Below are 23,798 nucleotides of genomic sequence, written 5' to 3' on the forward strand. Positions count from 1 at the left end.
CCCCGTCCACAACGATTTGCGGCTTGGCCGGTCCGGTTGAAGAATCGGGCGACTGCACTCGACTTCTCCGCCCAGCCGCAGCCGAAAGCAAATATGCCCGGCCAGTCGGGCCGGCTCGCCGGCTCAGGGCTTGCGCGCGGCCGGCTTCGCGAACGCGCCGCGCACCTCGAAGCCGATCGCATCCGCGACGTTGCCGCGCGCGTCTACGAGTTCGAGCCGGTGCCGGCCCGGCCACGGCAGCCACGCGACGCGATCGGCATGCCCGATCACCTTGTCGTCGAGCCGCCACGCGAACTTCGTCGCGCGCCCGGCCGAGCGCTCGAACCAGATCCGCTGGTTCTTCGGCGGAATGTCCGGGTCGATCGCGAAGATCGTGCCGTCGGTCGGCGCGCCAATCGTCAGCGGTGCGCGTGCGCCGTCCTTGCCCGGCGTGACGGGCGCCGCGAGCCGGATCGTGTCGATTGCCGTGCCCGCGATGAACCACTCGTTGCGGGCCGGCTCGATGTCGCGCTCGAACGCGATCCGGCGCGTCTCGACGCCGGCCGGCGCACGCGGCGGGCGGCTCGGCAGGTCGCGGTGCAGGTAGCCGACGACGGCCGACCACACGGGCGACGCGCCCGTGACGCCCGACACGTCCCACATCGGCGAGCCGTCCGCATTGCCGACCCACACGCCGACCGTATAGCGCGACGTGAAGCCGACCGTCCAGTTGTCGCGCATGTCCTTGCTCGTGCCGGTCTTGACCGCCGAGAAGAAGCGCGTCGCGAGCGGGTTGTCGAAGCCGAACGTGCGTACGCGCGCGTTGTTGTCGGACAGGATGTCGGTGACGACGAAGCTGGCCGCTTCGCTGAACACGCGCGTGCCCGCGTCCGGCCGCGCGGCCGCCGCTGCGGCGGATGCGCTGGATGCCGGCGTCGATGCCGCGGCCGGCAGGTCGACGACCTTGCGTGCGACGCCGCCGTTCGCGAGCGCGCGGTAGGCGTTGGTCAGCGACAGCAGCGTGACGTCCGCACTGCCGAGCGCAAGGCTGAAACCGTAGTAGTCGCCTTCCTGCGCGAGCGGCAGGCCGAGCGCGGTCAGCGTGCGCGCAAAACGATGCGGCGTGACGAGCACGAGCGTGCGCACGGCCGGCACGTTCAGCGAGCCGCCGAGCGCGCTGCGCACGCTCACCCAGCCCTTGAAATCCTTGTCGTAGTTCTGCGGAATGTACAGGCCGCCGCCGGCGGCGAGGTTGATCGGCGCATCGTCGAGCAGCGACGCGGCGGTCAGCCGCTTCTCGTCGAGCGCCTGCGCATAGAGGAACGGCTTGAGCGTCGAGCCGGCCTGGCGCGGCGCGAGCACGGCATCGACGTCGCGCGCGCTCGACAGCGCCCCCGACGAGCCGACCCATGCGCGAATCTCGCCGGTCGCGTTGTCGATCACGACGACCGCGCCGTCCTGCACGTTGCGCCGGTGCGCGGGCGCGTTCAGTTCGGTCAGTGCGCGCATCAGCGTGTCGCGTGCGAAGCGCTGCAGCGGCGCGTCGAGCGTCGTGCGGACCTGCGCGCCGGCCGCCGGCTTGACCTCGGCCGCGATGCGCCGCGCGAAGTGCGGGGCGAGGGCGGCGCCGTCGTCGCGTACGGTATTGGCAGGGCGCGCGATGACGAGCTGCACGTAGCCGTCGAGCGACGCGCACGCCTGCCCGGCCTGCATGTCGCGCAGGATTCGGCACGCGCGCTCGGCGATCTTCGCCGGGGCCGCGTTGGGCGCCCGCACGAGGGCGGCGGCGATCGCGGCCTCGCGCGCGTCGAGGCCCGACGGCGCCTTGCCGAACAGCACCTGCGACAGCGCGCCGAGCCCGATCGTCTCGCCGCGGAACGGCACCAGGTTCAGATAGGCCTCGAGGATCTGGTCCTTGCGCCAGCTGCGTTCGAGCCACAGCGCGTTCACGGCCTGCGTGGCCTTCTGCGGCAGCGAGCGCTGGCCCGAGCGGCGCGGCGAATCGCTGAGCAGGCCCGCGAGCTGCATCGTGACGGTCGACGCGCCGCGCGTGCGCTCGTTCCACAGGTTGCCCCACGCGGCGCCGGCGATGCCGCGCCAGTCGACGCCGCTGTGTTCGTAGAAGCGCTTGTCCTCGGACACGACGATCGCCTCGCGGAACGCGGGCGATACGTCGGCGAGCGACACCCAGTCGCCGCGCCGTTCGGCGAGGTCGACACGCGTGCGCTGCAGCGGCGTGCCGTCGCGCGCGAGCAGCACCCAGTCGGAGCTGCGCCAGTTGCGGCGCACGTCGTCGTAGCCGGGCAGCGCATGCGCGACGAGCGGCGCGGCCAGCACGACGGCGACGAATACGCGGCCGGCGAAACGCGCCGGCCGCGGCAAAGCCAGATCGATCATCACGTGCTCGTTACTTGCCCGCGTCGGCCGGCTTCACGGTCATCGGCGGGTTCGGCCACAGGCCGTACACGGACGGCGCATACAGTGCCTCGACGCGCGTCGGCGGCAGGCCGAACGTGCCGACGTTGTTCAGCCGCACCGTGTACTCCACCGAGAATTTGCCCTTCGGCAAATAGTCGTAGTACGCGCGATAGCCGTCGAAGTCGCGCTCGATGAACGCCGGCCACGCGCCGTCCGGCGTTTTCTCGCCCTGTGTCGCGGCTTCGGAATCACGGCCGAGGCCCGACCCGAGGATCGTCGCACCGGCCGGAATCGGGTCGTTGACGGCGACCCACGTCATGTCGCTCTGCGCATCGATGTCGAGATGCACGCGCACGACGTCGCCGCGCGTCAGCACGCCGTTGACGGCCGGCGACACGGGCGTGACGGTCTTCGTGATCCGGTAGCCGGCCGCCAACGGCGCACGCAGCGGCACGGCCGCGAGGCTTTCGACGGTCGCCCACGGGCGGCCGGTGCCGTCCTGCGTGACCGACAGCGTGGCCGGTCCCTGCAACGCACGCGGCCACGGCATCAGCACGCTGCGCGCGGCGGCCGCGCGGGTCGCGGGCGTGGCCGACGCCGACGGCGCTGCCGATGCGGGCGACTCGGCGGGCGCGGCCGATGCCGTCTGCGACCACGAGATCGAGCGCTCGTTGCCGCCGAGCGCAATCTTCGTCGTGCCGGCGACCGGCGTGCTCTCGTAGGTCCGCGAGAAGCGCTCGACCGCGAGCAGGCCGAGCGCGTTCGACGTCGTCGTCTGCCAGGCGCCCTGGCGTTGCAGCGCGAGCAGCCCGGCCGTCACGCGCGGCATTTCGTCCTTCCAGGCCGGGTCGCCCGCGAATTCCAGCGCGAGGCGTGCGGCGTTGGTCTCGTTGCTGGTCATCAGCCACCACAGGTCGTCGTCGCGCGCGGTCGAGAACACGAGCTGCGTGCCCTGGTACGTCAGGCGTGCCCGCAGGATCTGTTCGACCTGCGCGCGTTTCTCGTCGCGTTGCGGGATGTCCTTCACGCGGGTCAGGATCGCGTGATAGTCGATCACCGCCGACGTCGGCCACTGGTTCGGCGCGATCTCGATCGAACCGAGCATGCGGCCCTGCGCGGCGCCGTAGCGCGACAGCGCCTCGATCGCCGCGAGCTTGCGCAGGTCGCGATCCTGGCGCGGCGCCCACGCGTTGCGCTCGAGGCGGCCGTCGACGAAGCGCGCGAGCCCGGCTTCGAGCTGCGTGCGCAGGTCTTCCGGCAGCGCGAAGCGCGGATCGAGACGGCTGGCTTCGTCGGACACCACGAGCAGGTACGACGACAGCGTCGGGCTGCCGTGGTGCGAATCGTCGGACGACGGCGGGAAGTAGCTCGCCAGCCCGTCGCTGTCGAGGTAGACGGGCATGCGCGCGATCAGCGCCTGCCATTGCGCGGGGTCGCGCAGCCCGATCGCACGCGACGTCTGCTGTTCGAGGCAGCGATACGGATAGCGCTCGAACCAGCGCCGCACGCCGGGCAGGCCGTCGGCGAGCTTCGACTGCAGCGATACCGCGATGCCGCCGCGCGGCAGGCCTTGCGCGTTGTTCGCGGCGCCGGTCGGGGCCGCCACCGGCACCGTCAGCGTGCCGTCGACCTGCGCGAGCGTCGCCTGCTGCACCGTGACCGGCAGCGCGGGCACGACCTTCTGCGCGACGGCCAGCGCATCGGTCGCGCGCTTGCCGCCTTGCTCGGCCGCCTCGATGCGCCAGTTCAGCGCACCGGCCGCATCGAGCGCCTGCTCGGGCACGGTGATCGTCCACGCGACTTCGGTCGCCGCGTTCGCCGCCAGCGACACGGTTTGCGGCGCGACGTCGAGGCCCGTCACGCGCGGCGTCACGACGACCTGCATCGCGCGGTCGGTCGTGTTGCGCAGCGTGACCTGCGCACGGAACGCGTCGCCTTCGCGCACGAGCGGCGGCAGGCCGGAGATCAGTTGCAGATCCTGCGTGCTGCGGATCGACGTGCTGCCCGTGCCGAAGCGGTCGGGGCCGACCGCCGCGATCGCGACGATCCGGAAGCGCGTGAGCGCATCGTTCAGCGGTACCTCGACGGTTGCGCTGCCGTTGGCGTCGAGCGTCACGCGCGGGTTCCACAGCAGCAGCGTGTCGAACAGCTCGCGGGTCGGCGCGCTGCCGCCGCCACCGCCGGCCGGCACGGCCTTGCGGCCGAAGTGGCGGCGGCCGATGATTTCCATCTGCGCGGTGGCCGTCTCGACGCCGTACGCGCGCCGGCGCAGCATCGCGTCGAGCAGGTCCCAGCTGTTGTTCGGCATCAGTTCGAGCAGCGCCTCGTCGACGGCCGCGAGGGCGATCTGCGTGCCGGCCGGCGCCGGCTGGCCGTTCGGCAGCGTGACCTTCACGTGCGCCTGCGCCTTGCCGCGTACCGTGTAGCGGGTCGCGTCGGTCGTCACGGTCACGCCGAGGCGGTGAACGCCCGTGCCGACCTTGATCTCGCCGAGACCATAGCGGAACGCGGGCTTCGACAGATCGACGAACGCGGTCGGCGCTTCATAGTGGCGGCCTTCGCGCCAGAACGCGCGCGCCCATTCGACCGGCGCCTTCCAGCCCCACGTGAAGAACGAGTACCACGGCACCTCGCGAATCCGGCCGCGCAGCGCGAGCACCGATACGTAGACGTTCGGCCCCCACGATTCGCCGACCTTCAGGTCGACGGTCGGGTTCTTGCCGTTCAGCTCGACGATGTGCGTTTCCATCACGCCGCCGCGCTCGACCGCAACCAGCGCGGTCGCGTAGCGGAACGGCATGCGCACCTGGAAGCGGGCCGTTTCGCCCGGTTCGTACGACGTTTTCTCGGGGATCACGTCGATCCGGTCGGTGTTGTCGCCGCCGAACCAGAGTTCGTCCTCGCGCGTGACCCATACCGACGTCGATGCATTCGACGTGCGGCCGTCGCCGTCCTTCGCGACCGCGATCAGCTGCACGTTACCGGCCTGCTCGAGCGTCGCGTCGCAGGCCATGCGGCCCTTGTCGTCGGTCTTGCCCGAGCACAGCACGCCGAGGTCGCGCGTGTCGCTCTTGTTGTCGTACGCATAGAAGCCGCCGACCATCCGCTTGCGCGACGACGTCGTGATGCGCGCGACGCCCTTGATCTCGATCGGCACCGACGCGCGCGGCTTGCCCTGCAGGTCGACCGCCAGCGCCTGCACCGGCACGCGCTGGCCGACCGACACCCACCGGCCGGCCTTGATGCCGGCCACCACCGCGGCTGGCCACAGGATCGTGTCGCCGCGAATCGTCTGCACTTCGCCGTTCGGGTCGGCGAACGTCGCCTCCAGCGCGATGCGCTTCGGTGCGTCGACGTCCGGCAGGCCCTTGAGCGTGACCGAGCCCGCGCCGTTGCGGTCGAGCGTCAGCGGCAGCTTGTCGGCGATCAGCTTCGTCGCGTCGGGATCGTTGCTCGACGCCGCCGCCGACGCGTTGTCGCCGTCCTGCGCATCGTCGTCGGCGTTGCCGTCGCTCGTGTCGGGGCGATACGGCGTGAAGCTGAAATCCTCGAAACGATCCGCGAACGGCGGCGACGCCCATTTCATCAGCGCCGACACCTGCACCGGCAGGTTCGATGCGCCGCCGCCCGACACGTAGTCGATCTGCACCGCGAGCGGCGCTTCCTTCACGGCGACGAGCGGGCTCTTCTGCGCGTCGCGCGCGCCGATCGAGCCTTTCAGCACCGGCAGGCGGAACGCCTCGACGCGGAAGCTGCCGCTGTAGTAAGTGGCGGTCGGCGCATCGTCCGGGCCGCCTTCGAGCTCGACGCTGTATTCGCCGAGCTTCGCGGCGGCCGGCAGCGTGAACTGCGAATCCGCGCTGTGGTCGGCCGCCCACGTGAGCGGCAGCTTGTAGGTCTGGCCCGTGCCGAGATGGCGGATCGCGACGCGCGTCGGATATTGCGACGGGAACGCGAGGCTCTGCAGCGTCTCGGTGCGGATGAAATGCTTCATCGACACGGTTTCGCCGGCGCGCAGCAGCGTGCGGTCGAACACCGTATGTGCGCGCACGGTCGGCGCGCTGTCGGTGTCGGTCGGCACGTTGAAGCGCCACGATTCGATCCCGCGGTTCCAGCCCGAGCTGACGAACGCCATGTCGGGGCCCGTCTTCGGATCGTCCACGCGGGCCGACACGAAGTAGTCGTTAAAGCGCTGTCCCGACGAGCTGCATTCGCGCTTCGGCTCGAACGGCCCGTCGATCTTCAGCAGGCCCTGCGCGTCGGTCTTGCCGGCCGCGATTTCGTCGCCGTTGCAGTCCGACACGCGGATCTGCGCATTCGGCACCGGCTTGCCCTTGTCGAGCGTCGTGACCCACACGAGGTTGTTCTCGCGGCCCTGTTTCAGGTGCACGCCGAGGTTCGTGACCAGCACGGTGGTGCGCACGTACATGCTCGACGGCTTCGCGAGCAGCGAGCGGCCGAGCGCGGGCGACGCGAGTTCGAGCACGTAGAAGCCGGGCTTGTCGATCGGCACGCCGACCACTTCGAACGGGCGCAGCGCCTTCGGATCGGCCTTCGGCAGCGTCAGCACCTGCGCGCCGGGCTCGCCCGCGAGCAGCGACAGCGAGCGCACGTCGATGCGGCGGTTTTTCGGCGCCGGCTGTTTTTCGCCGGCCTCGAGCGGCACGTAGACGGGGTGTTGTCCCTTGCGTTGCAGCAGCCCGGGAATCTGGTCGTCGATCGAGCCGGCCGTCATCGACCAGTTGTCGAAGCGGTCGACGGTGCGCATCCACTGGCGGATCGCGGTGTCGTTCTCGACCTTCAGGTTCGCGAATTGCGCACCGCCCGCATTGAGGCCGGCGATATGCAGGTCGGCCTCGACATTGCGCAGCGTGACGGGCACCAGCGCGGGCGTACCGGGTTCGGCGAAGCGCTCGACGATCCCGAAGGTGCCCGACGCGAATTTCGCGAGCGGCGGCATCGGTGCGGTGCGCGTCGCGAGCGGGAACAGGTCGGCGTTGGACAGCGGTCGGTCGGTCACGTCGTGCAGGCCCGACGGCAGCTCGACGGTCAGCGCGGCTTGCGCGGGCAGCGGCGGGTTGAACGTGACGGTCGTCACTTCCTCGCTGTGATCGTCGGCGGCGAAGGTGGGCGACAGCGAACCGTCGGGGCCGCGCAGCCTGATCGCTTCGGCCTGCTTGCGCGAGATCGGAGCGTTGAACGACAGCGTGAGCGGGCGCAGCGGCGTGCAGGGCGCCTTCGCGTTCTCGCGTTCGCACGAGAAGCTTGCGGCGAACGGTGCGCGCACGGTGAAATCGAAGCGCCGCTCGGTGTCGTTCGCGATGCCGCTCGGGCTCGCGACGCCCTTGCCGTATACGAGCTGCATCTTCGCGCTCGCCGGCAGCGCCTGCGAGCACGACAGCGTCAGCACGCGCGCCGCTTCTTTCTTCAGCCCGAAATGATCTAGCAGGGCGTTGCGCGTGTCGTCGTCGGCCGCCGTGACCGGAATGCGGTTGCCGATACCGGCCGCTTCGCACCAGATGTTGGCGAGCGCCGAGCGCGGCTCGGCCGGGCCGTTCAGCTTCATCACGAAGACCTGCCGCTCCTCGATCTCGCGCGAGCCGGGGCGCACCGACACCGGGAACGGGCCGCCCGTCTGGAACGTGAAGCGGCGCGGGCCGCTGGCCGCATTGCCGGCGACCGAGCGCAGCGTATCGTTGAGCGCGACCGAGCAGCGGACGCCGGGCGGCAGGTCGCTTTCGAAATCGTAAACCCAGGTCTTGTCGTCGAGCCAGTGGCCCGAGCCGCGCGCGGCGGTCGAATCGTTGCAGGTCACGCGCGCCGGATTCGGCGCGGACGCCGAGCCGAACGCGACCATCGGTTCGTCGAACTTGACGACGCTCTGCCGGACTTCGGTGACGGTGCCTTGCGGCGACACGCTCACCGTGCGCGCCGCGCCCGCATGCAGCGACAGGGCCGCGGCGGCGCCGAGCGTTGCGACGGCGCCGATGCGCCAGAGCAGCCGGGTCGTGTGGTTGGTTCGATGCGTTTCTTTGTTGTGCTTGTCGCGCTGCTTCATCGCTCGATTGCCCTCGGAGGGAAGCTTTCTGTTTGATTGCACGGGATTCTAACCGACCGTCGCGCGCGCGCAGCACGGCGTGCGGGTGCAGTGTGTGGTCGGCACGCGACACGGGGGTGCCTGCCGCGGATTTGTCGCGTCGACGACACAAAAATGCAGCGAAATTTCGATTGTCCCGGATTGCGGAACATTAAATGAACTATAAAAAGATTGTTTGATCCGGCTGGTGCGCGTACATTGCAGATCCGCGCCAATGTTTGAGAAATATCAAGCGTGGTTTTCCCGAATCCGGTGTTCGAGAGAAGGAAACATGCACAACGACAACACCCCCCAATCGCGTCGTGACAACGACGCAGCCGCAACCGGCATCACGCGGCGTCAATGGCTGCAGGGCGCACTGGCGCTGACGGCGGCGGGCCTCACCGGCTCGCTGGCGTTGCGGGCCCTGGCCGACGATCCCGGCACCGCGCCGCTCGATACGTTCATGACGCTTTCCGAAGCATTGACCGGCAAGAAAGGGCTGAGCCGCATCACCGGCCAGCGCTATCTGCAGGCCTTGCAGAAGGGCTCGTTCAAGACGGCCGACAGCCTGCCGCAACTCGCCGGTGCGCTCGCATCCGGCTCGCTGAATCCCGACCAGGAATCGCTCGCACTGACGATTCTCGGCGCGTGGTATCTCGGCATCGTCGACAACGTCGTGATTACCTACGAAGAAGCATTAATGTTCAGCGTGGTGTCCGATACGCTCGTGATCCCTTCGTATTGCCCCAACAAACCCGGCTTCTGGGCCGAAAAACCGATCGAGAGGCAAGCCTGATGGCCGATACCGATACGCAAAAAGCCGACATCGTCGTCGTCGGATCGGGTGTCGCCGGCGCGATCGTTGCACACCAGCTCGCGATGGCGGGCAAGTCCGTGATCCTGCTGGAAGCCGGCCCGCGCATGCCGCGCTGGGAAATCGTCGAGCGCTTTCGCAACCAGGCCGACAAGACCGATTTCATGGCGCCGTACCCGTCGAGCCCGTGGGCCCCGCATCCGGAATACGGCCCGCCGAACGACTACCTGGTCCTGAAGGGCGAGCACAAGTTCAACTCGCAGTACATCCGCGCGGTCGGCGGCACGACGTGGCACTGGGCCGCGTCCGCGTGGCGCTTCATCCCGAACGACTTCAAGATGAAGACCGTGTACGGCGTCGGCCGCGACTGGCCGATCCAGTACGACGACCTCGAGCATTACTATCAGCGCGCCGAGGAAGAGCTCGGCGTGTGGGGCCCGGGCCCCGAGGAAGACCTGTACTCGCCGCGCAAGCAGGCGTACCCGATGCCGCCGCTGCCGTTGTCGTTCAACGAGCAGACCATCAAGAGCGCGCTGAACGGCTATGACCCGAAGTTCCACGTGGTGACCGAGCCGGTTGCCCGTAACAGCCGCCCGTACGACGGCCGGCCGACCTGTTGCGGAAACAACAATTGCATGCCGATCTGCCCGATCGGCGCGATGTACAACGGTATCGTCCACGTCGAGAAGGCCGAGCAGGCCGGCGCGAAGCTGATCGACAGCGCGGTCGTCTACAAGCTCGAGACCGGCCCGGACAAGCGCATCGTCGCCGCGATCTACAAGGACAAGACGGGCGCCGACCATCGCGTCGAGGGCAAGTACTTCGTGCTCGCCGCGAACGGCATCGAGACGCCGAAGATCCTGCTGATGTCCGCGAACCGCGATTTCCCGAACGGCGTCGCGAACAGCTCCGACATGGTCGGCCGCAACCTGATGGACCATCCGGGCACCGGCGTGTCGTTCTACGCGAGCGAGAAGCTGTGGCCGGGCCGCGGCCCGCAGGAGATGACGTCGCTGATCGGCTTCCGCGACGGTCCGTTCCGCGCGACCGAAGCCGCGAAGAAGATCCACCTGTCGAACATGTCGCGCATCAACCAGGAGACGCAGAAGATCTTCAAGGCCGGCAAGCTGATGAAGCACGACGAGCTCGACGCGCAGATCCGCGACCGTTCCGCACGCTACGTGCAGTTCGACTGCTTCCACGAGATCCTGCCGCAACCCGAGAACCGCATCGTGCCGAGCAAGACGGCCACCGACGCGATCGGCATCCCGCGCCCCGAGATCACGTATGCGATCGACGATTACGTGAAGCGCGGCGCCGTGCACACGCGCGAGGTCTACGCGACCGCCGCGAAGGTGCTCGGCGGCACCGACGTCGTCTTCAACGACGAGTTCGCGCCGAACAACCACATCACGGGCGCGACGATCATGGGTGCGGATGCACGCGACTCGGTCGTCGACAAGGACTGCCGCACGTTCGACCATCCGAACCTGTTCATCTCGAGCAGCTCGACGATGCCGACCGTCGGTACGGTGAACGTGACGCTGACGATCGCGGCGCTCGCGCTGCGGATGTCGGACACGCTGAAGAAGGAAGTCTGACCGTGCGGAAATCTACTCTCACCTTCCTCCTGGCCGGCTGCCTCGCGCTGCCCGGCCTCGCACGCGCGGCCGATTCGGCCGATCCCGCGCAGGTCAAGCGCGGCGAATACCTCGCGGTCGCGGGCGACTGCATGGCCTGCCACACCGCGAAGGGCGGCAAGCCGTTCGCGGGCGGCCTCGGCATGCCGGTGCCGATGCTCGGCAAGATCTATACGAGCAACATCACGCCCGACCCGGATACGGGCATCGGCAACTGGACGTTCGACGATTTCGAGCGCGCGGTGCGGCACGGTGTATCGAAGAACGGCGACAACCTGTACCCGGCGATGCCGTACGTGTCGTACGCGAAGATCAACGACGACGACGTGCAGGCGCTGTACGCGTACTTCATGCACGGCGTCGAACCGGTCAAGCAGGCGCCGCCGAAGAACGAGATCCCCGCGCTGCTCAGCATGCGCTGGCCGCTGAAGATCTGGAACTGGCTGTTCCTGAAGGACGGCGTCTATCAGCCGAAGCCGGCGCAGAGCGCCGAGTGGAACCGCGGCGCGTATCTCGTGCAGGGCCTCGCGCACTGCAGCACGTGCCACACGCCGCGCGGCATCGCGATGCAGGAGAAGTCGCTCGACGAAACGGGCGGCAGCTTCCTGTCGGGCTCGGTGCTCGCGGGCTGGGACGGCTACAACATCACGTCCGACCCGAACGCGGGGATCGGCGGCTGGACGCAGCAGCAGCTCGTCCAGTACCTGCGCACCGGCAGCGTGCCGGGCCTCGCGCAGGCGGCCGGCCCGATGGCCGAGGCGATCGAGCACAGCTTCTCGAAGATGACCGAAGCCGACATCGGCGCGATCTCGACGTACATCCGTACGGTGCCGGCCGTGGCCAGCGGCGACGCGAAGCAGTCGCGCTCGTCGTGGGGCAAGCCGGCCGAGGATGGCCTGAAGCTGCGCGGCGTCGCGCTCGCGTCGTCGGGTATCGATCCGGCGCGCCTGTATCTCGGCAACTGCGCGACCTGCCACCAGATGCAGGGCAAGGGCTCGCCGGACGGTTACTACCCGCCGCTGTTCCACAACTCGACGGTCGGCGCACCGAATCCGACCAACCTCGTGCAGGTGATCCTGAACGGCGTGCAGCGCAAGGCCGGCAGCGAGGACGTCGGGATGCCCGCGTTCCGTCACGAGCTGTCGGATGCGCAGATCGCCGCGCTGACGAACTACCTGACCGGGCAGTTCGGCAATCCGGCCGCGAAGGTGACCGAGCAGGACGTCGCGAAGCTGCGCTGAAACGCGGCACGCGACGAAGCAGGGCAACAATAGAAAAGAGGAGGAGCACAGCACATCGGGCGGGCCCCGATGCCGGTTGTTGCAGAGCGGGGCGGGCGGCGCGGTTGGTCGCTCGCCCCGGTTCACAGGCAATCCGGTGCGTGCGGTTGCGCGCATCGTTTTCGTTGATCACACCATGACACCGAATCAACCGTTTCTCGCGTCCCAGCGCGATGTGCTGCTGCTGCTGTCCCGCATTCTGCTCGTGATCCTGTTCGTGATGTTCGGCTGGAAGAAGATTATCGACTTCTCCGGTACGATCGCGTTCATGGGGAGCGAGGGCGCGCCGGCGCCGATCATTTCGGCGGCGATTTCCGTCGTGATGGAGCTGTTCGTCGGGATCGCGATCCTCGTCGGTTTCCAGACACGTGCGCTCGCGCTGCTGCTTGCGCTGTATACGATCGGCACCGGCATCATCGGCCACCACTACTGGACGATGACGGGCGGCGAGCAGATCAACAACATGATTCATTTCTACAAGAACATCGCGATCTCGGGCGGCTTGCTCGCGCTCTGCGCGGCGGGCCCCGGACGTTTTTCGATCGATCGCGGATAAGCGGACCCGAGGCGCGTGCATGGGGCGCGCGTCGGACGGTCGAGACTTCGAGGGGGCATCATTTTGCGACTCAAATACTTCGCATGGCTGATTGCGGCCGCCACGCCGGCGGCTGCGTTTGCACAGACGAGCGTGACGCTGTACGGCCGCATCGACGGCGGCGTCGAATACCTGAACCACATCGCGAAGCCGAACGGTGGCAGCGGGACGCGCTGGAGCGCGGAAAGCGGCGACTGGGGCACCAGCATGTTCGGGCTGAAGGGCGTCGAGGATCTCGGCGGCGGGCTGTCGACGGTGTTCAACCTGGAAACCGCGTTCCAGGTGATGAACGGCCAGACGGGCGGCGGGCGCATGTGGTCACGGCGCGCGTACGTCGGGTTGAAGAGCAATACGTGGGGCCAGCTGCAGGCTGGCCGCAACCTGTTCATCGACAGCGACGGCGTGTGGGAATTCGATCCGTTCGTCCAGCAGGCGTTTTCGTCGGCGTCGCTCGTGCGCGGCCGCAACTGGCAGCAGACCAGCAACAACATCGAATATCACAGCCCGGTGATCGGCGGCTTCGACGTGCAGGCGCAATACGCGTTCGGCAACCAGTCGCGCGGCTTCAACTACGGCGCTGCCGACGATTTCGGCCGCTCGGACGGGATCATGATCTCGTACCACTCGCCGGTGCTCGACGTGCGCGGCATCTACGACGAGCTGCGCGACAACAACGGCAAGTTCAGCAACGTCTTCACGGCGTCGCGCGAGTACTTCGTCGGTGCGAACGTGAAGGTGTCGAAATTCAAGATCCAGGGCGCGTATACGCACTACCAGGCGCCGGATAGCCCGGCTGGTGTTGCCGATCGTGCCGATCACTACTGGCTCGGCGCGACCTACTCGGCGACGCCGCAGTGGGCGGTGACGGGGGGCGGGTATTACGTGAAGGTCGGCGATGGCGGCGGCGATGCGTCGCACGATCCGTCGGGGCACGCGATGATGTACGTGCTCGGCACCACGTATAACCTGTCGAAACGGACGTTCCTGTATGGGACGGTTGCGTATGTGCGCAACGGCGGGAATTCGAACTTCTCGCTGCTCGCGACGCCGCGCGATGCGACGTCGGGGACGAGCCCGATGACCGGCGAATCGCAGACGGGCGCGTATGTGGGGATGATGCATACGTTCTGAGCGAGGGCGGTTTGCTCAGGTGAAAGAGGCACGGGCGGTGAAGTCCGTGCCTTTTTGCGTTTACGGCGTGTGCCGTATCGGCGCTGTCAGTGACGTGACGCGATATGGCCTCACCATGAGCTCTTCTGCCGTTTCGAGACCAGTTCTGTCGTCGAAAGTCGATATGACGCATCGAGCGATCGGCACTCCGTAAATTGACGGCACCTGCTGACGCTATTGCAACGCGGGCACTCGCGTACTGCAGTCCGATCGGCGCGCCGTGCGTCAGAACACGCATGCCTCAGTCGTTGTCAGCGTCGCAAACGGGCCGGCAAGCGTCGCATTATGATGCGCGACGATCCGCTCGGCCGGTAGCGCGGGCGTATCCATGCAGGTATGCGCATCGGCCACGAGCACCGCGCGAAAGCCGAGATCGCCGGCCGCACGGCACGTCGTATCGACGCAGTACTGCGTCTTCATCCCCGCAATCACGATCTCGCCGATCCCAGCCGCATGCAGCCACTCGGCGAGTCGCGTGCCCGCGAAGCAGTTCGGCCGTGTCTTGTCGAACACGATGTCGCGAGCGGTATCGATCGCAAGCTCCGGCAGCAGCGCGGCCAGCGGCGCGTCGGGCGCGATCGGCGAGCCGGCCGGGCCGGTGTGACGCACGGCGAACACGGGTGTACCGCCGTCATGCGCGCGGCGAATCAATTGGTTGATATTGCCCAGCACGCGTTCACCGTCATGCGGACGATCGGGACCATGAAACAGCCCGACCTGCATGTCGATCACGAGCAGCGCGCGTTTCGGGGAAGGGGCTTCGGACATTGCGTTTCTCCTGAGTGGCCGATGCGGACGGAGAAACGACGAGACCCCGTCCGGAACCGACGGGGCCTGTGGGAATCGGTGACGCTACGATCTTGCGCGCACTCGCCGCACGGGCCCGCCGAAGGCGGTCGTGCGCGTGGTCGTCGAAAGGGTGATCGTGGCGTTGTGCATTGATTGATGATGCCCGATGCGTGCGCGTGACGTCAATCACGCTTCACGAGCCGCGCATCGTCTGCTGCTCAGTCCAGCGCCTTCCCCGCCTTTTCCTCCATGCAGCGAATCGCGAGCAACGTCATCGCACCACAGCCGATCGCATACCATGCCGGCGCATTCGGATTCCCGGTTGCCGCGATCAACCATGTGACGAAGAACTGCGCGAAGCCGCCGAAGATCGCGACGCCGACGCTATACACGAGCGCACCGCCGGTCGCACGCACGGCCCGCGGAAACAACTCGCCAAGCATCGCGCCGGTCGCACCGATGTTGATCGAATGCACGATCGACAGCGCGGCGATGATCGACAGCAGCGACACGGCGCCCGGCCAGCGGTTCAGCGCGATGAACGCCGGATAGATCGCGGCCATCAGCACGATGCGCGTCCACCAGACGATCCGGTTGCGCCCGAACACGTCGGACAGGTGGCCGCCGATCGGCGTCACGAGCATCAGGATCGCCCCGGCGACGCAGCCGGCCGTCATCGACAGCCAGGTCGGCAGGTGCAGCACCTGCACGCCGTAGATCGCCATGTAGAACACGATGATGTAATGGATCGACGTGCCGCCGATCGTCACGCCGAGGCCCGCGAACACGGCCTTGCCGTGATGGCGCAGCACGTCGGCGAGCGGCAGCGATGCGACCGGCTCGTCGTGCCCGGTGGCGGGCGAGGGCACCGCCGCAGGCACTTCCTCGACGGTGCGGCGCAGCCAGTAGCCGAGCGGTACGAACAGCGTGCCGATGATGAACGGCACGCGCCAGCCCCAGCTTTCGAGTTGCGCGGCACTCAGCGTCGACGTCAGCGCCACGCCGGTGAGGGCGCCCGCGAGCGCGGCGAGCCCCTGGCTCGAGAACTGGAACGACGCATAGAAGCCGCGCCGATGCTGCGGCGCCTGTTCGAGCAGCAGCGTCGTCGATGCGCCGACTTCGCCGCCCGACGCGAACCCCTGCAGCAGCCGTGCGAGCACGAGCAGCAGCGGCGCGGCGATGCCGATCTGCGCGAAGGTCGGCGCGATCGCGATCGTCGCGGTGCCGAGCGCCATCAGCAGCAGCGTGAGGATCATCGCCTTCTTGCGGCCGGCACGGTCCGCATACATCCCGATCACGAGCCCGCCGAGCGGACGCGTGACGAAGCCGACCCCGAAGCTCGCGACCGCGAGCATCAACTGCCCGAACGACGAATGCACGGGAAAGAACAGCTTGCCGATCAGGAGCGCGAAGAAGCTGTAGACCGTGAAGTCGTAGAACTCGAGCGCGTTGCCGACGGCGGCGGCCGCGATCAGCCGGCGCTTCTTCGCGGCGGCGCGGGCATCGACCGGCGTGCCGGCGAACGGAAGGGCGGACGTTTCCATGGGGTTCCCCCGGGTTGGGCGCGAAACTGCGTGGTGAAGGGCCGTCAGGCCGCGAGCCAGGCTTCGGCGACGCGAACCCAGTAGCTCGCGCCGATCGCGAGGATGTCGTCGTTGAAGTCGTAGCCGGGGTTGTGCACCATGCAGCCGCCCTTGGTGCCGATCCCGTTGCCGATGAACGCGTAGCAGCCGGGGCGCGCTTCGAGCATGAACGCGAAATCCTCGCTGCCCATCAGTGGCGCAGCGTCGGTTTCGACGCGCTCGGCGCCGAGCATCTGCCGTGCGATGTCGGCCGCGAACGCGGTCGGTTCCGCGTGATTGACGAGCACCGGGTAGCCGTAGTCGTAGTCGACTTCCGCGGTGACGCCGAAACTTTCCGCCTGGCCTTTCGCGAGCGCTTCGATGCGGCGCGCGAGCAGCGCACGCACGTCGGCGTTCAGCGCGCGCACCGACAGTTTCATCACGACGGTTTCGGGAATGATGTTGAAGGTTTCGCCGGCCTGTACGCTGCCGACCGTGATCACCGCCGCATGCTGCGCGTCGACCTCGCGCGCGACGATCGTCTGCAGCGCGACCATGATGCTGCCCGCGGCGGACATCGGATCGCGCGCGAAATGCGGCATCGCGCCGTGACCGCCGACGCCGCGCAGCGTGATCGTCACGCGGTCGGCCGACGCCATCGCGGCGCCGGTGCGGAACGCCATGTCGCCGGCCGCGCGGCCCGGCATGTTGTGGATCGCGAAGATCGCGTCGCACGGGAAACGGTCGAACAGGCCGTCGTCCATCATCGCCTTCGCGCCGCCGAAGTTTTCCTCGGCCGGCTGGAAGATCAGGTTCAGCGTGCCGGAGAACCGACGCGTCGCCGCGAGATGGCGCGCCGCGCACAGCAGCATCGCGGTGTGGCCGTCGTGGCCGCATGCGTGCATCTTGTTCGCGTGGCGGCTCGCGTACGGCAGGCCGGTGGTTTCTGCGAGCGGCAGCGCGTCCATGTCGGCGCGCAGCCCGACCGTGAGCGTGCCTTGCCCTTCGCGCAGCACGCCGACCACGCCCGTCTTGCCGATGCCGCGATGCACGTCGTAACCCCAACCGGTGAGCAACTCGGCGACGAGGTCGCTCGTGAGCGTCTCTTCGAATGCGAGTTCGGGATGGGCGTGGATGCGGCGGCGCACCTCGACGAGCTCGGGGGCGATCGCGGCGATGCCGGGGATGACGGGGTTCACGGCTTGCAGCATGGTGTCTCCTGTGGGGCGGGTGGAGCGTTTGACGCGCATATGACGACCAAGCATATAAATTTCTTTTGGGTACCAGAAGCTGCTAAATTGCTTTGGTGCACACCGTCGGTTGCCGCTCGGGAATACCCTGAGCCACTGCGTCGCGCCGCGCACAGGGTTTCCACGAATCACGCATTGCCCCATGAAATACCATCAGCTGAAAGCGTTCGTCACCGCCGCCGAGGAAGGCAGCATTCGCGCGGCCGCGCGGCGTCTGAACGTGTCGCCGGCCGCGCTGACGAAGGCGGTCAAGGAACTGGAGATCGCACTCGGCGTGTCGCTCGTCGTGCGTACCGCGCGCGGCGTGCAGCTCACCGCGTTCGGCCAGCAACTGCAGGTGCGCGCGCGGCTGATCGTCGCCGAAATGCAGCGCGCCCGCGACGACATCGAGCAGGCGCAGGGCGCAATGACGGGTTCCGTCGCGGCGGCGATCACGCCGGCAGCGGCGGTGACGATCCTGCCTGACGCATTTCGCGCATTCCGGCGCCGCTTTCCGGTCGCGCGCGTCAATCTGGTCGAAGGGTTTCCGGGCGTCGCGCTGCCGCGTCTGCACGACGGTTCGCTCGATTTCGCGGTGGCCGTCGTCGTGCCCGAACTGCTCGCCGCCGAGTTCGATCATGCGGAGCTCTACGCGAGCCGCTCGCTGATCGTCGCGCGCAAAGGGCATCCGCTCGCGTCGGCCACGTCGCTCGCCGATCTCGTCGAGGCCGACTGGTTGATGAATCCGTCGCCGGAAAGCTCCACGCAGGTGCTGTTCAACTCGTTCGTCGCGTACGGGCTGCCGGTGCCCGCGCGTGTCGTCGAATGCCCGAGCTTCGGTCTTGCGCACAGCCTGATGACCGGTTGCGACCTGATCGCATCGATGCCCGAGCAATTGCTGCAAGGCGAGTGGGCGCGCGATCAGCTCGCGGTGCTGCCGATTCGCGAGCGCTTGCCGGCCGTATCGATGCAGGTCGTTACGCGCCGCGACAGCCCGCTGACGCCGGCCGCGGCGATGCTGCTCGATTGCCTGCGAGATTCCGCGCGACGCAAGGGGCTGCGATGAACACATGCCCTGCACGGATCGCGTAGTGATCCTGATGATTGCGTGTCGCGCATGCGCTGGCCGCGTGCCATTGCGGCGCGCGTCGCGCAAGCCGGTATCATAGCGGCCGGCCCGCCGCTCCGGCCGGCCTCCTACTCCATCGCCATCAAGCATCCAGCAATCAGAGGCATCACATGACCAGTGCAACCCAATTCGACAACGTATCGGTCGTCAAGCGCGCGAACGTCTATTTCGACGGCAAGTGCGTGTCGCATACCGTGCTCTTCCCGGACGGCACGCGCAAGACGCTCGGCGTGATCCTGCCGTGCGCGCTCAACTTCGGCACGGATGCGCCCGAATTGATGGAAGTGCAGGCCGGCAAGTGCCGCGTGAAGCTCGACGGCAGCAGCGAATGGCAAACCTATGGCGCCGGCGAATCGTTCTCGGTGCCGGGCAAGAGCCGTTTCGACATCGAAGTGCTCGAGACGCTCGATTACGTCTGCAGCTACCTGTAAGACCCGCGCCCTGCGCGCGCGGCAAAGAAAAAGCCCCGCCGAAGCGGGGCTCGTCGCAAGCGGATGGCGCAAGGCCATCCGAAGCGCCTGTTCTCGTTACATCGTTACAGGCAGGCGTTGATGTCGCCGGCGGACGCTGCATCGCCGCGCACGCCGACCCAGGTCTTCGCACCGGGCTTCCACGACGGACGAACCATCGCGGCGGCGCCGTTCGGCGGCTGCTGGCCCGGTGCGTACACGTCGGTCGCGAGGCCGTTGGCCAGCACGTTCTGCGAGATCACCTGTTGTTGCGACTTGTCGGCCCAGGTCTTGGCGATGCACGCCGAGACATCGGGCGCGTCTTTCTGGCTTTGTCCCACGTTCTGCACGGCAGGTTCAGCGGCATGAGCAGAAATTGCCACGGTCAATGCGATGAGCGGTAAGTATTTCACGTTCACGTTATCTCCCTCGAGTCGTGATTGATTGAGTGGGATGCGCAGCAGTGCTGCGTGCAAGTGAGATCGCATCGGGCAGGCACGGTTCCGGTGATTCCGAAACAAGTTGTTAACGCGCTTGCCAAATGGCGGCTCGGATGCTGCGCATGTTGCTGCGGCGCGGCATGCGTCATGTACGGCTCGACGTCATGCGGCGCGGGGTCGGTGCGCTGCCCGGTCGTGGTGTGGTGAGTGGATGGTCGCGGCGGGCGGCATGTGCGTGCATGCCGTGCCGCGACTCTTTATCTGATGGCGAAGTGGAATGGCTAATGAATGGCCCCGTCGCATGAGCACCATGATGACAAACTTTCGTCTGGCGAATTGTTAACCAACTTTAAACGAAGGACAGCGGCGGGAGGCGATGCGGCGCGCGACGGGCGCGCGGCATCGTGCAGCGAGGAGAGGTGGGGAAGCGATGCGCGGCGGGTGCCGCGCATGCGGGCCGTGTCAGCCGGCCTTGCGCGAACCGAAGTCGCGCAGGTTGACCGGGACGACCGGACGGAAGCGCTCGCGTTTGTGTTCGTCGTCGAAGTGCTGGAGCGCCGGCTTGATCAGGTCGCTGCGCGACACGATGCCGGTGATGCGCAGCGATTGCTCGTCGGCGACCACAGGCAGGCGTTCGAGGCCGAGCATCGCGAGGCGCGACGCGACGACACGGCAGGGTTCGTGCGCCAGCGCGACGGCCGGCGCGCGGTCGGCGAACGCGGCCGAGATCGGTGTGTCGGCGCCGGCCCGCGCGCGCTGTGCATCGAGCGTTGCACGGTCGACCAGGCCGAGCAGGCGGCCGTTCTGCACGACCGGGTACGCGCGGTGCGTCTGCGTCGCGCCGAAGTACTGCGTCTCGACGGTGTCGAGCGTCGCCGCGCCGTCGATCACGACGAGCCGATCGGCCGACGTCATCACTTCGCCGATGTCGTGCCGCTCGAGCGGATCGACGCCGTATTCGCGATAGATGTGATAGCCGCGGCGCGCGATCTTTTCCGTCATGATCGAGCGCTTCATCACGACGGTCGCGAAGCCGTGCGCGACGAGCGTCGCGGCGAGCAGCGGCAGCAGCGCATTGGCGTCGTGCGTGAGGCCGAACGCGAACACGATCGCGGTGAGCGGGGCGCCGAGTGTCGCGCCGAGCGTGGCGGCCATGCACACGAGCGGCCACAGCGCCGGATCGCCGCCCGGCAGCACCGGCGACAGCACGGTGCCGAGGCCGGCGCCGAGCATCAGCAACGGAGCGAGTACCCCGCCCGAGGTGCCGGAGCCGAGCGCGATCACCCACATCACGGCTTTCACGACGAGCAGTGCGAGCGCGATCTTCAGCGCGATGTGCTGGTGCAGCAGGTCGCCGATCACGTCGTAGCCGACCCCGAGCGCGCGCGGTTCGAGCCAGCCGCCGATGCCGATCACGATCGCGCCGAGCGCCGGCCACCACATCCAGTGCACGGGCAGTTTCGCGAAGGTGTCTTCGACGCGGTAGAGCGCCGCCGACAGGCCGCACGCGAGCATGCCGGACAGCAGGCCCGCGACGATGCACGACAGCAGCGCGACGGGCGTCGGCGCGGCGGTCGTCAGCGGAAACAGCGGATCGACGCCGAAGAACACCGCGCGTGCGAAGCCCGCCACCGCGCATGCCAGCGCGACCGGCAGGAAACTGCGCGGACGCCATTCGAACAGCAGCAGCTCGACCGCGAGCAGCACGGCGGCCACCGGCGTGCCGAACACGGCCGTCATGCCGGCGGCCGCGCCGGCGACGAGCAGCGTCTTGCGTTCGGCGGCGGTCACGTGCACGCATTGCGCGATCAGCGAGCCGAGCGCGCCGCCCGTCATGATGATCGGGCCTTCGGCGCCGAACGGGCCGCCGCTGCCGATCACGACGCCGGACGACAGCGGCTTGAGGATCGCGACCTTCGGCGACATGCGGCTCTTGCCGAACAGGATCGCCTCGATCGCTTCCGGAATGCCGTGGCCGCGGATCTTCTCCGAGCCGAAACGCGCCATCAAGCCGACGATCAGCCCGCCGATCACCGGAATCGCGATGACCCATGCGCCCAGCGTGTTGGTCGCGGGCGAATGCTCGGCGAACGAGAACTGCTGGAAGAAGAACAGGTTCGTGAACAGGCGGATCAGGCTCAACAGCACGAACGCGGCAAGCGTGCTGAGCAGGCCGATCCCGGCGGCCAGCAACGCGATGCGGGGCAGGCGTTCGTTGGTCGAGAAATCGCGTTTGTGTGGGGCGTTCATCGGAGTGGGAGTGAGAGTGGCAAGGGCGAAGGTCAGGAATCGATCTGGGGAACCTGGAACGCGCCCTTGAGCGACTTCAGCTCGGCGCGATGCATGGCTGCGAGACGGGCGAGCAGCGTTTCGCCGGCCGGTTCGAGGTGGACTTCGACCTGACGGCGGTCGGCTTCGCTCGGCTTGCGCTTCACGAGCCCGAGCGCTTCGCAGCGCGTCACCAGCGCCACGACGCCGTGATGCTGCGCCTGCAGGCGTTCCGCGAGCTCGCCGATGGTCGCCCATTCGCGATGCGGATAGCCCTTGATGTGCAGCAGCAGCAGGTATTGCAGCGGTGTCACGCCTTCGCTTTGCGCGGCGCGTTCGGAGAAGCGCTCGAAGCGGCGCATCTGGTAGCGGAACTCGGACAGTTGCTGAAAATCGCTTTTCGCCAGCGCGCGTCGGGTATCGGTCATCGAGGTCGGGCAGTCGGTTACGGTGGCGATTAATATATCACAACATGATATAAATGGCCGCAATCGGGCGGAATGGCTGCATTCCGCGTTGCGCGGGCGGGTACGAGGCGCGAGGCGTGATGCGCGCTACGCGGCCTCGAGCATTTGGGTCTGCTGATAAAGGCCCGTGACGAGATCCGTCTGCGTGATGATGCCGACGAGCCGGTGCGACGCATCGACGACCGGAATATGGTGGTGGCCCGAATGCGTGAACAGCGGCACGAGCGCCGTGATCGGCAGCGTTTCCGGCACCGACGCGACGTCGCGCGTCATCACGGACGCGACGCTCGCGGGCCGGCCGCCGAACGATTGCGGTAACCGCGCGGACAGGCGCTGCCACAGCGGGGCCGGACGGCGTAGGGGACGCGTGAGATCGGCGCGCGTGACGATGCCGATGAGGTGGCCTTCGCCGTCGACCACGGGCAGCGCCTTCACGCGATGGCGGTCGAGCAGCGTGAGCGCGGCCGCGACCGACGTCGACGGCGCGACCTCGATCGCATGCTTCGTCATCAGGTCGGCGCACTTCAACTGGCCGAACGTGCGCGTATAAGCCTGCATTTCGGTTTCGCGCAGCAGCGTTTCGAGATCGTCCGGATCGACGTCGAGCCATTCGCTGCGGCGATTCAGCACTGCATCGAGGTCGCCGCGCGTGAAGCCGCCGCGCACCGGTGCGGCGGCGCCGGCCTGCGGTTTCGCTTCGGGCCGCACGCCGCCGTGCGGGTAGCGGTGCCCGGTCAGCGCGTGATAGACGAGCGCGGCCGACAGCAGGATCGCCGATTGCAGCGCGATCGGCTGCAGGACGAAGCTGAAGCCGAGCGCATGAATCGCCGGGCCGCCGACCACGGCCGTGAGCGCGACGGCGCCCGACGGCGGGTGCACGCAGCGCAGCGCGAACATGCCGCCGATCGCGCAGGCGATCGCGACCGCGGCGGCCGTGATCGGATCGGCGATCCATTGCGCGCACGCGACGCCGACCGTCGCCGCGACGAGATTGCCGCCGATGATCGACCAGGGCTGCGCGAGCGGGCTCGCCGGCACCGCGAACAGCAGCACGGCCGATGCCCCCATCGGCGCGACGAGCAGCGGCACGAGGCCCGGCACGCCGGGCAGCAGCCGCATCGTGACGCCGACCGTCGCGATGCCCACGAGCGCGCCGGCGCACGAGCGCAGGCGCTCGCGCCAGCCGAGTGTCATCGGATGGGGCATGAAGCTGTGCAGCCATTGCCGCAACGTGCGGCGTGACGGGGAGGAGCCTGACGACATGGACGGTAAGCGGTAAAAATCGACAACGCTGGGGCGCGGCGAGAAGCGTCGAATTATATCGTGTTGTGATATAAATTGCCGCGCCGCATCACGCCGTTGCACGCGCGCGACGCGCAAGCCTTGCAAATTCCTTTCACCTCATGAGAGCTTGCGCGCGGGTAACCGCGCAAATTTGTCTGCAGCGGCGTACAATTCGGCGCACTGAATTCCCCCGTCATGCCAGAACC

The 23,798-nt window shown here is 67.9% G+C and carries 16 protein-coding genes; 7 read left to right on the forward strand and 9 right to left on the reverse strand.

Annotated features, from left to right (window positions below; translation table 11 throughout):
• Window positions 1–123 precede the first annotated feature (123 nt).
• Complete coding sequence (gene pbpC / locus BLS50_RS17750) at window positions 124–2,376, reverse strand: penicillin-binding protein 1C (RefSeq protein ID WP_074803053.1); 2,253 nt, start codon at window positions 2,374–2,376, stop codon at window positions 124–126.
• A gap of 10 nt (window positions 2,377–2,386) precedes the next feature.
• Entirely contained in the window at window positions 2,387–8,455 is a 6,069-nt protein-coding gene (locus tag BLS50_RS17755) for an alpha-2-macroglobulin family protein (protein WP_074803056.1), read from the reverse strand.
• A gap of 310 nt (window positions 8,456–8,765) precedes the next feature.
• Here BLS50_RS17755 and BLS50_RS17760 point away from each other — a divergent pair, with 310 nt between their 5' ends.
• The 5 genes from BLS50_RS17760 to BLS50_RS17780 all read left to right on the forward strand — a co-directional run bounded on the left by BLS50_RS17760 (window position 8,766) and on the right by BLS50_RS17780 (window position 13,936).
• Complete coding sequence (locus BLS50_RS17760; RefSeq protein ID WP_006478877.1) at window positions 8,766–9,272, forward strand: sugar dehydrogenase complex small subunit; 507 nt, start codon at window positions 8,766–8,768, stop codon at window positions 9,270–9,272.
• Window positions 9,272–10,891 carry a GMC family oxidoreductase gene (locus tag BLS50_RS17765; RefSeq protein ID WP_023476482.1) on the forward strand — a complete coding sequence of 540 codons (1,620 nt, stop codon included), beginning with the start codon at window positions 9,272–9,274 and terminating at the stop codon, window positions 10,889–10,891. Before BLS50_RS17760 ends, BLS50_RS17765 begins: the two co-directional genes overlap by 1 nt.
• 2 nt (window positions 10,892–10,893) lie before the next feature.
• Window positions 10,894–12,171: a cytochrome c gene (locus tag BLS50_RS17770; RefSeq protein ID WP_027812584.1), complete on the forward strand. Its 1,278-nt coding sequence runs from the start codon at window positions 10,894–10,896 to the stop codon at window positions 12,169–12,171.
• Between the two features lie 175 nt (window positions 12,172–12,346).
• Complete coding sequence (locus BLS50_RS17775) at window positions 12,347–12,766, forward strand: DoxX family protein (RefSeq protein WP_011547564.1); 420 nt, start codon at window positions 12,347–12,349, stop codon at window positions 12,764–12,766.
• 63 nt (window positions 12,767–12,829) lie between these two features.
• A complete protein-coding gene (locus BLS50_RS17780; RefSeq protein WP_074803060.1) occupies window positions 12,830–13,936 on the forward strand; it encodes a porin in 1,107 nt (368 codons plus the stop codon).
• A 264-nt stretch (window positions 13,937–14,200) separates the two neighbouring features.
• On the opposite strand, the gene BLS50_RS17785 is transcribed toward BLS50_RS17780, so the two are convergent.
• From BLS50_RS17785 to BLS50_RS17795, 3 genes are all read right to left on the reverse strand, one after another.
• On the reverse strand, window positions 14,201–14,743 hold the full coding sequence (locus BLS50_RS17785) for a cysteine hydrolase family protein (protein ID WP_074803063.1): 543 nt from the start codon (window positions 14,741–14,743) through the stop codon (window positions 14,201–14,203).
• Window positions 14,744–14,982: 239 nt separating this feature from the next.
• Window positions 14,983–16,308, reverse strand: coding sequence for an MFS transporter (locus tag BLS50_RS17790; RefSeq protein ID WP_074803066.1), 1,326 nt, complete (start codon window positions 16,306–16,308; stop codon window positions 14,983–14,985).
• A 44-nt stretch (window positions 16,309–16,352) separates the two neighbouring features.
• Window positions 16,353–17,537 carry a M20 aminoacylase family protein gene (locus BLS50_RS17795; RefSeq protein WP_074803069.1) on the reverse strand — a complete coding sequence of 395 codons (1,185 nt, stop codon included), beginning with the start codon at window positions 17,535–17,537 and terminating at the stop codon, window positions 16,353–16,355.
• Window positions 17,538–17,718: 181 nt separating this feature from the next.
• On the opposite strand from BLS50_RS17795, the gene BLS50_RS17800 reads away from it, so the two are divergent.
• Window positions 17,719–18,621 carry a LysR substrate-binding domain-containing protein gene (locus BLS50_RS17800; protein WP_074803072.1) on the forward strand — a complete coding sequence of 301 codons (903 nt, stop codon included), beginning with the start codon at window positions 17,719–17,721 and terminating at the stop codon, window positions 18,619–18,621.
• A 173-nt stretch (window positions 18,622–18,794) separates the two neighbouring features.
• Window positions 18,795–19,115 (forward strand): pyrimidine/purine nucleoside phosphorylase, encoded by a 321-nt coding sequence (gene ppnP / locus BLS50_RS17805; protein ID WP_006478890.1) that lies wholly within the window; start codon window positions 18,795–18,797, stop codon window positions 19,113–19,115.
• Between the two features lie 104 nt (window positions 19,116–19,219).
• On the opposite strand, the gene BLS50_RS17810 is transcribed toward ppnP, so the two are convergent.
• From BLS50_RS17810 to BLS50_RS17825, 4 genes are all read right to left on the reverse strand, one after another.
• A complete protein-coding gene (locus BLS50_RS17810; protein WP_006482964.1) occupies window positions 19,220–19,552 on the reverse strand; it encodes a hypothetical protein in 333 nt (110 codons plus the stop codon).
• 483 nt (window positions 19,553–20,035) lie between these two features.
• Window positions 20,036–21,823 carry a chloride channel protein gene (locus BLS50_RS17815; RefSeq protein WP_074803075.1) on the reverse strand — a complete coding sequence of 596 codons (1,788 nt, stop codon included), beginning with the start codon at window positions 21,821–21,823 and terminating at the stop codon, window positions 20,036–20,038.
• A gap of 32 nt (window positions 21,824–21,855) precedes the next feature.
• Entirely contained in the window at window positions 21,856–22,269 is a 414-nt protein-coding gene (locus tag BLS50_RS17820) for a MarR family winged helix-turn-helix transcriptional regulator (RefSeq protein WP_012339858.1), read from the reverse strand.
• Window positions 22,270–22,395: 126 nt separating this feature from the next.
• Window positions 22,396–23,571 carry an HPP family protein gene (locus BLS50_RS17825; RefSeq protein ID WP_074803078.1) on the reverse strand — a complete coding sequence of 392 codons (1,176 nt, stop codon included), beginning with the start codon at window positions 23,569–23,571 and terminating at the stop codon, window positions 22,396–22,398.
• Between the last annotated feature and the right edge of the window lie 227 nt (window positions 23,572–23,798).

Source organism: Burkholderia orbicola (assembly GCF_900100915.1).
GTDB classification, from domain to species: domain Bacteria; phylum Pseudomonadota; class Gammaproteobacteria; order Burkholderiales; family Burkholderiaceae; genus Burkholderia; species Burkholderia orbicola.

What these genes read in the sequence shown, in the direction of transcription:
- pbpC (WP_074803053.1), bottom strand. Translation starts at nt 2,376, where the DNA reads ATGATCGATCTGGCTTTGCCGCGGCCGGCGCGTTTCGCCGGCCGCGTA.
- BLS50_RS17755 (WP_074803056.1), bottom strand. Translation starts at nt 8,455, where the DNA reads ATGAAGCAGCGCGACAAGCACAACAAAGAAACGCATCGAACCAACCAC.
- ppnP (WP_006478890.1), top strand. Translation starts at nt 18,795, where the DNA reads ATGACCAGTGCAACCCAATTCGACAACGTATCGGTCGTCAAGCGCGCG.
- BLS50_RS17760 (WP_006478877.1), top strand. Translation starts at nt 8,766, where the DNA reads ATGCACAACGACAACACCCCCCAATCGCGTCGTGACAACGACGCAGCC.
- BLS50_RS17795 (WP_074803069.1), bottom strand. Translation starts at nt 17,537, where the DNA reads ATGCTGCAAGCCGTGAACCCCGTCATCCCCGGCATCGCCGCGATCGCC.
- BLS50_RS17785 (WP_074803063.1), bottom strand. Translation starts at nt 14,743, where the DNA reads ATGTCCGAAGCCCCTTCCCCGAAACGCGCGCTGCTCGTGATCGACATG.
- BLS50_RS17790 (WP_074803066.1), bottom strand. Translation starts at nt 16,308, where the DNA reads ATGGAAACGTCCGCCCTTCCGTTCGCCGGCACGCCGGTCGATGCCCGC.
- BLS50_RS17775 (WP_011547564.1), top strand. Translation starts at nt 12,347, where the DNA reads ATGACACCGAATCAACCGTTTCTCGCGTCCCAGCGCGATGTGCTGCTG.
- BLS50_RS17820 (WP_012339858.1), bottom strand. Translation starts at nt 22,269, where the DNA reads ATGACCGATACCCGACGCGCGCTGGCGAAAAGCGATTTTCAGCAACTG.
- BLS50_RS17825 (WP_074803078.1), bottom strand. Translation starts at nt 23,571, where the DNA reads ATGTCGTCAGGCTCCTCCCCGTCACGCCGCACGTTGCGGCAATGGCTG.
- BLS50_RS17815 (WP_074803075.1), bottom strand. Translation starts at nt 21,823, where the DNA reads ATGAACGCCCCACACAAACGCGATTTCTCGACCAACGAACGCCTGCCC.
- BLS50_RS17800 (WP_074803072.1), top strand. Translation starts at nt 17,719, where the DNA reads ATGAAATACCATCAGCTGAAAGCGTTCGTCACCGCCGCCGAGGAAGGC.
- BLS50_RS17765 (WP_023476482.1), top strand. Translation starts at nt 9,272, where the DNA reads ATGGCCGATACCGATACGCAAAAAGCCGACATCGTCGTCGTCGGATCG.